The organism is Pseudomonas sp. CM25 (genome assembly GCF_013179705.1).
In the GTDB taxonomy this organism is placed as follows: Bacteria; Pseudomonadota; Gammaproteobacteria; order Pseudomonadales; family Pseudomonadaceae; genus Aquipseudomonas.
In genome coordinates this window covers 1-5,511 of record NZ_JABMCW010000341.1, presented here as the reverse complement: position 1 = coordinate 5,511, position 5,511 = coordinate 1, and the positions used below count along the sequence as shown (strand labels likewise).

The 5,511-nt window shown below is 60.9% G+C and carries 6 protein-coding genes; 5 read left to right on the top strand and 1 reads right to left on the bottom strand.

Going from position 1 to position 5,511, the window contains the following annotated elements; all coding sequences use genetic code 11:
* The 3 genes from carB to HP546_RS24935 form a co-directional block, all read left to right on the top strand.
* Positions 1-1,987: carbamoyl-phosphate synthase large subunit (gene carB / locus HP546_RS24945; protein WP_172230893.1), on the top strand; the 1,987-nt coding region annotated here is incomplete at its 5' end.
* A complete protein-coding gene (gene greA / locus HP546_RS24940; protein ID WP_172230874.1) occupies positions 1,984-2,466 on the top strand; it encodes a transcription elongation factor GreA in 483 nt (160 codons plus the stop codon). The genes carB and greA, both read left to right, overlap by 4 nt.
* Entirely contained in the window at positions 2,444-2,893 is a 450-nt protein-coding gene (locus HP546_RS24935) for an MFS transporter (RefSeq protein WP_172230871.1), read from the top strand. Before greA ends, HP546_RS24935 begins: the two co-directional genes overlap by 23 nt.
* A 12-nt stretch (positions 2,894-2,905) precedes the next feature.
* On the opposite strand, the gene yhbY is transcribed toward HP546_RS24935, so the two are convergent.
* A complete protein-coding gene (gene yhbY / locus HP546_RS24930) occupies positions 2,906-3,214 on the bottom strand; it encodes a ribosome assembly RNA-binding protein YhbY (protein WP_172230868.1) in 309 nt (102 codons plus the stop codon).
* Between the two features lie 102 nt (positions 3,215-3,316).
* Here yhbY and rlmE point away from each other — a divergent pair, with 102 nt between their 5' ends.
* Together rlmE and ftsH are read left to right on the top strand one after the other, a co-directional pair.
* A complete protein-coding gene (gene rlmE / locus HP546_RS24925) occupies positions 3,317-3,943 on the top strand; it encodes a 23S rRNA (uridine(2552)-2'-O)-methyltransferase RlmE (RefSeq protein WP_172230865.1) in 627 nt (208 codons plus the stop codon).
* A gap of 203 nt (positions 3,944-4,146) precedes the next feature.
* The coding region (gene ftsH, locus HP546_RS24920; protein ID WP_172230862.1) for an ATP-dependent zinc metalloprotease FtsH at positions 4,147-5,511 on the top strand (1,365 nt) is incomplete at its 3' end.

The window sequence follows — 5,511 nt, the reverse complement described above, 5'->3', positions numbered from 1 at the left end:
AGTCGACCTGGCCAGCCCTGAAGCCGCCAGCATTCTCAAGCGCGAGCTGACCGTGCCGGGCGCCGAGCGTATCTGGTACGTCGCCGACGCCATGCGTTCGGGCATGACCTGCGAAGAGATCTTCGCCCTGACCGGCATCGACATGTGGTTCCTGGTGCAGATGGAAGATCTGATCAAGGAAGAAGAGAAGGTCAAGACCCTGGCCCTGTCGGCCATCGACAAGGCGATGATGCTGCGCCTCAAGCGCAAAGGTTTCTCGGACCAGCGACTGGCTGTTCTGCTCGGTATCACCGACAAGAACCTGCGCCGTCACCGCCACAAGCTGGAAGTGTTCCCGGTCTACAAGCGCGTCGACACCTGCGCCGCCGAATTCGCCACCGACACCGCCTACCTGTACTCCACTTACGAGGAAGAGTGCGAGGCCAATCCGTCGACCCGCGACAAGATCATGATCCTCGGTGGCGGCCCTAACCGTATCGGCCAAGGGATCGAGTTCGACTACTGCTGCGTACACGCGGCCCTGGCGCTGCGCGAAGACGGTTACGAGACCATCATGGTCAACTGCAACCCGGAAACCGTCTCCACCGACTACGACACCTCCGACCGCCTGTACTTCGAGCCGTTGACCCTGGAAGACGTGCTGGAAGTGTGCCGCGTCGAGAAGCCGAAAGGCGTCATCGTCCACTACGGCGGCCAGACCCCGCTGAAACTGGCCCGTGCCCTGGAAGAAGCCGGCGTACCGATCATCGGCACCAGCCCGGATGCCATCGACCGTGCCGAAGACCGTGAGCGCTTCCAGCAAATGGTGCAGCGTCTGAACCTGCTGCAGCCGCCAAACGCCACCGTGCGCAGCGAAGAGGAAGCCATCCGCGCAGCGGGCAGCATCGGCTACCCGCTGGTGGTGCGCCCGTCCTACGTACTCGGCGGCCGCGCGATGGAGATCGTCTACGAACTGGACGAGCTCAAGCGCTACCTGCGCGAAGCGGTACAAGTTTCCAACGACAGCCCGGTACTGCTCGACCACTTCCTCAACTGCGCCATCGAGATGGACGTGGATGCGGTGTGCGACGGCACCGACGTGGTGATCGGCGCCATCATGCAGCACATCGAGCAGGCCGGCGTTCACTCCGGTGACTCGGCATGCTCGCTGCCACCTTACTCGCTGAGCAAGGAAGTGCAGGACGAAGTCCGCGAACAGGTCAAGAAAATGGCCCTGGAGCTGGGCGTGGTCGGCCTGATGAACGTGCAGCTGGCCCTGCAGGGCGACAAGATCTACGTGATCGAAGTCAACCCGCGTGCTTCGCGTACCGTGCCGTTCGTGTCCAAATGCATCGGCACCTCCCTGGCGATGATCGCGGCCCGCGTCATGGCTGGCAAAACCCTGAAAGAGCTTGGCTTCACCCAGGAAATCATCCCGAACTTCTACAGCGTCAAGGAAGCCGTGTTCCCGTTCGCCAAGTTCCCGGGGGTTGACCCGATCCTCGGCCCTGAGATGAAATCGACCGGTGAAGTCATGGGCGTCGGCGACAGCTTCGGCGAAGCCTTTGCCAAGGCCCAGATGGGCGCCAGCGAAGTGCTGCCGACTGGCGGTACCGCGTTCATCAGCGTGCGCGATGACGACAAGCCACAAGTGGCTGGCGTTGCCCGCGACCTGATTGCCCTGGGCTTCGAAGTGGTTGCTACTGCTGGCACCGCCAAGGTCATCGAGGCGGCTGGCCTGAAAGTGCGCCGTGTGAACAAGGTGACCGAAGGTCGCCCGCACGTGGTCGACATGATCAAGAACGACGAAGTGTCGCTGATCATCAACACCACCGAAGGCCGCCAGTCGATCGCCGATTCGTACTCGATTCGTCGCAATGCGCTGCAGCACAAGATTTACTGCACCACTACCATTGCGGCCGGTGAAGCCATCTGCGAAGCGCTGAAATTCGGTCCCGAGAAGACCGTTCGTCGCTTGCAAGATCTGCATGCAGGACTCGAAGCATGAGCATTACGAAATACCCGATGACCGTTCAGGGCGCTCGCGCCCTGGAAGAGGAGCACCTGTTCCTGAGCAAGACCGAGCGCCCGCGCCTGAGCCAGGCGATCGGTGAAGCCCGCGAGCTGGGTGACCTCAAGGAAAACGCCGAATACCATGCTGCCCGCGAAGAGCAGGGTATGGTCGAGGCCCGTATCCGTGATATCGAAGGCCGCCTGCAAAACTCGGTAGTGATCGACGTGACCACCATTGCCCATACCGGCAAGGTCATTTTCGGTACCACCGTGGAGCTGGCCAACACTGAAACCGACGAGCGTGTGAAGTATCAGATCGTCGGCGAAGATGAAGCTGACGTGAAGAAAGGCAAGCTGTCGAGCAGCGCGCCTATCGCCCGTGCCATCATCGGCAAGGAAGAAGGCGACGTCGTCGTCATCAAGACGCCAAGCGGCACGGTCGAGTACGAGATTGTCGAAGTCCAGCACATCTGACCGGCGCCTGCGGGCGCCATCCCTCGAGGGGATCCTCTGGCAGCTGGCCCAGGTTTTCTGGGTCGGTGGCCTGTGGGTGTTTCACGTGGGGCTGGTGCCCGCGCTCAAGGTCAGTGGCCTGGCGCCGTTGCTGGTGCAGGACATCGCCGGGCAGATCGACCGCTGGTTGATCGGCGTGGCGTTGTTGGGGTTATTGACCCAGCTGGCGGTGCTGGCGAGGGTTGACGGCCTGGCGGCCTGGTGGCGGCAGTTCCGGGGCCAGATGCTGCTGCTCGGCTTCGCTGCCTGCGTGGGGTACTACACCTTGCGCTACGGTATTTCCGTAGGCGAGCGCTGGCAGATGTTCTGCTTCCTGGTGCTGGGCTTTTCCGGCATCGTGCTGGTAGCCCAGCCAGTCCCGGTCAGGGCGCGGTTGACGCGCCGCTGAGCGGAGCCACCGTTACTTGTAGCGGTGGATGTTGGACAGCTGCTTGTTCGGCTGTGGGTTCTTGCGGTAGATCAGGGCTTTCTTGCCGATGGTCTGCACCAGCTCGGCACGGCCGGCCTTGCACAATTGGGCAATGGTTTCGGCCCGTTCTTCGCGATCTTCCGAGCGAATCTCGACCTTGATCAGCTCATGGTCGGCCAGGGCGCGTTCCAGTTCGGCGATGACGCCTTCATTCAAACCGTTGCCAGCAACGATCAGGACCGGCTTCAGGTCATGACCAATGGACTTGTATTGCTTCTTCTGCTCGTTATTGAGCGGCATAATCTGACCCTTTCTGTCTGATTCTGTAAAATTGACCGGCATTTTACCCGAGGGCCACCGGCTCCGCCCAGTCAATCACGACGCATATCATCGAGGTGCCCCGTGGTACAACGTTCCAAAAGCAGCGCAAACTGGCTGCGAGAGCATTTCAACGACCCTTTTGTTAAACAGGCACAGAAGGATGGCTACCGCTCGCGTGCGAGCTACAAACTGCTGGAGATCCAGGAAAAGGACCGTCTGATCCGCCCCGGCATGAGCGTGATCGACCTCGGCGCCGCCCCGGGTGGCTGGTCGCAGGTAACCAGTCGTCTGATTGGTGGCCAGGGCCGTCTGATCGCCTCCGACATCCTGGAAATGGACTCGATCCCCGATGTGACCTTCATCCAGGGCGACTTCACCCATGATTCAGTGCTGCAGCAGATTCTCGAGGCGGTCGGTGATACGCATGTAGACCTTGTGATTTCCGACATGGCCCCCAATATGAGTGGTACGCCCGAAGTGGACATGCCGCGTGCCATGTTCCTCTGCGAGCTGGCCCTGGATCTGGCAACCCGCGTGCTCAAGCCCGGCGGTGATTTCCTGATCAAGATTTTCCAGGGCGAAGGCTTCGACATGTACCTGAAGGACGTGCGCACCAAGTTCGACAAGGTGCAGATGCGCAAGCCGTCTTCTTCGCGCGACCGTTCTCGCGAGCAGTACTTGCTGGGCAAGGGTTTCAAAGGCGTTTGAAAAGGCGTGCTACGGGTGGCCGATAGTTATTTCCAATCGGCCCTCCCGTCTGGATCGTCCGAACTTCGTGTAGTCTAGCTTTCACAAAGGGTTACAGACGGTGCCTGCGGCTGCGTAGGTAATGTAGTAAGTTAGGGCGATGAATATCATGCGAGGCACGGCTGCGTCGTGCGCCGGCCTCAGAGGGTAGCGAATTGAACGACATGGCAAAGAATCTGATCCTGTGGTTGATCATCGCAGCTGTCCTGGTGACAGTGATGAACAACTTCTCCAGCCCTAACGAGCCGCAGACCCTCAACTATTCCGACTTCATCCAGCAGGTCAAGGATGGCAAGGTCGAGCGTGTGACTGTCGACGGCTACATCATTACCGGCAAGCGCGCCGACGGCGACAACTTCAAGACCGTGCGCCCGGCCATTACCGACAACGGCCTGATCGGCGACCTGGTCGACAACCACGTGGTCGTTGAAGGCAAGCAGCCTGAACAGCAGAGCATCTGGACCCAGTTGCTGGTTGCCAGCTTCCCGATCCTGGTCATCATTGCCGTGTTCATGTTCTTCATGCGCCAGATGCAGGGCGGTGCAGGCGGCAAGGGCGGGCCGATGAGCTTCGGCAAGAGCAAGGCACGCCTGCTTTCCGAAGACCAGGTCAAGACTACCCTGGCCGACGTTGCGGGCTGCGACGAGGCCAAGGAAGAGGTTGGCGAGCTCGTCGAGTTCCTGCGTGATCCGGGCAAGTTCCAGCGCCTGGGTGGCCGTATCCCGCGCGGTGTGTTGATGGTCGGCCCACCCGGTACAGGTAAGACCCTGCTGGCCAAGGCCATCGCTGGCGAGGCGAAAGTGCCGTTCTTCACCATTTCCGGTTCGGACTTCGTGGAAATGTTCGTCGGTGTCGGTGCCAGCCGTGTGCGCGACATGTTCGAGCAGGCCAAGAAGCACGCCCCGTGCATCATCTTCATCGACGAAATCGACGCCGTTGGTCGCCACCGTGGTGCCGGCATGGGCGGCGGTCACGACGAGCGCGAGCAAACCCTCAACCAGTTGCTGGTAGAGATGGACGGCTTCGAGATGAACGACGGCATCATCGTCATCGCGGCTACCAACCGTCCGGACGTGCTCGACCCGGCGCTGCTGCGTCCTGGTCGCTTCGACCGTCAGGTAGTGGTTGGGCTGCCGGACATCCGCGGTCGCGAACAGATCCTCAAGGTGCACATGCGCAAGGTGCCGGTCGGCGATAACGTCAACCCGGCGGTGATTGCCCGTGGTACTCCAGGCTTCTCCGGTGCCGACCTGGCCAACCTGGTCAACGAGGCTTCGCTGTTTGCCGCACGCTCCAACAAGCGCCTGGTCGAAATGAAAGAGTTCGAGCTGGCCAAGGACAAGATCATGATGGGCGCCGAGCGCAAGACCATGGTCATGTCGGAAAAAGAAAAGCGCAACACCGCTTACCACGAGGCTGGCCACGCCATTGTCGGTCGACTGGTGCCTGAGCACGACCCGGTCTACAAGGTTTCGATCATCCCGCGCGGTCGCGCCCTGGGTGTGACCATGTTCCTGCCGGAAGAGGAC

Bases quoted from the DNA above. Each gene is read 5' to 3' on its own strand.
- yhbY (WP_172230868.1), bottom strand. From the start codon at position 3,214: ATGCCGCTCAATAACGAGCAGAAGAAGCAATACAAGTCCATTGGTCAT.
- greA (WP_172230874.1), top strand. From the start codon at position 1,984: ATGAGCATTACGAAATACCCGATGACCGTTCAGGGCGCTCGCGCCCTG.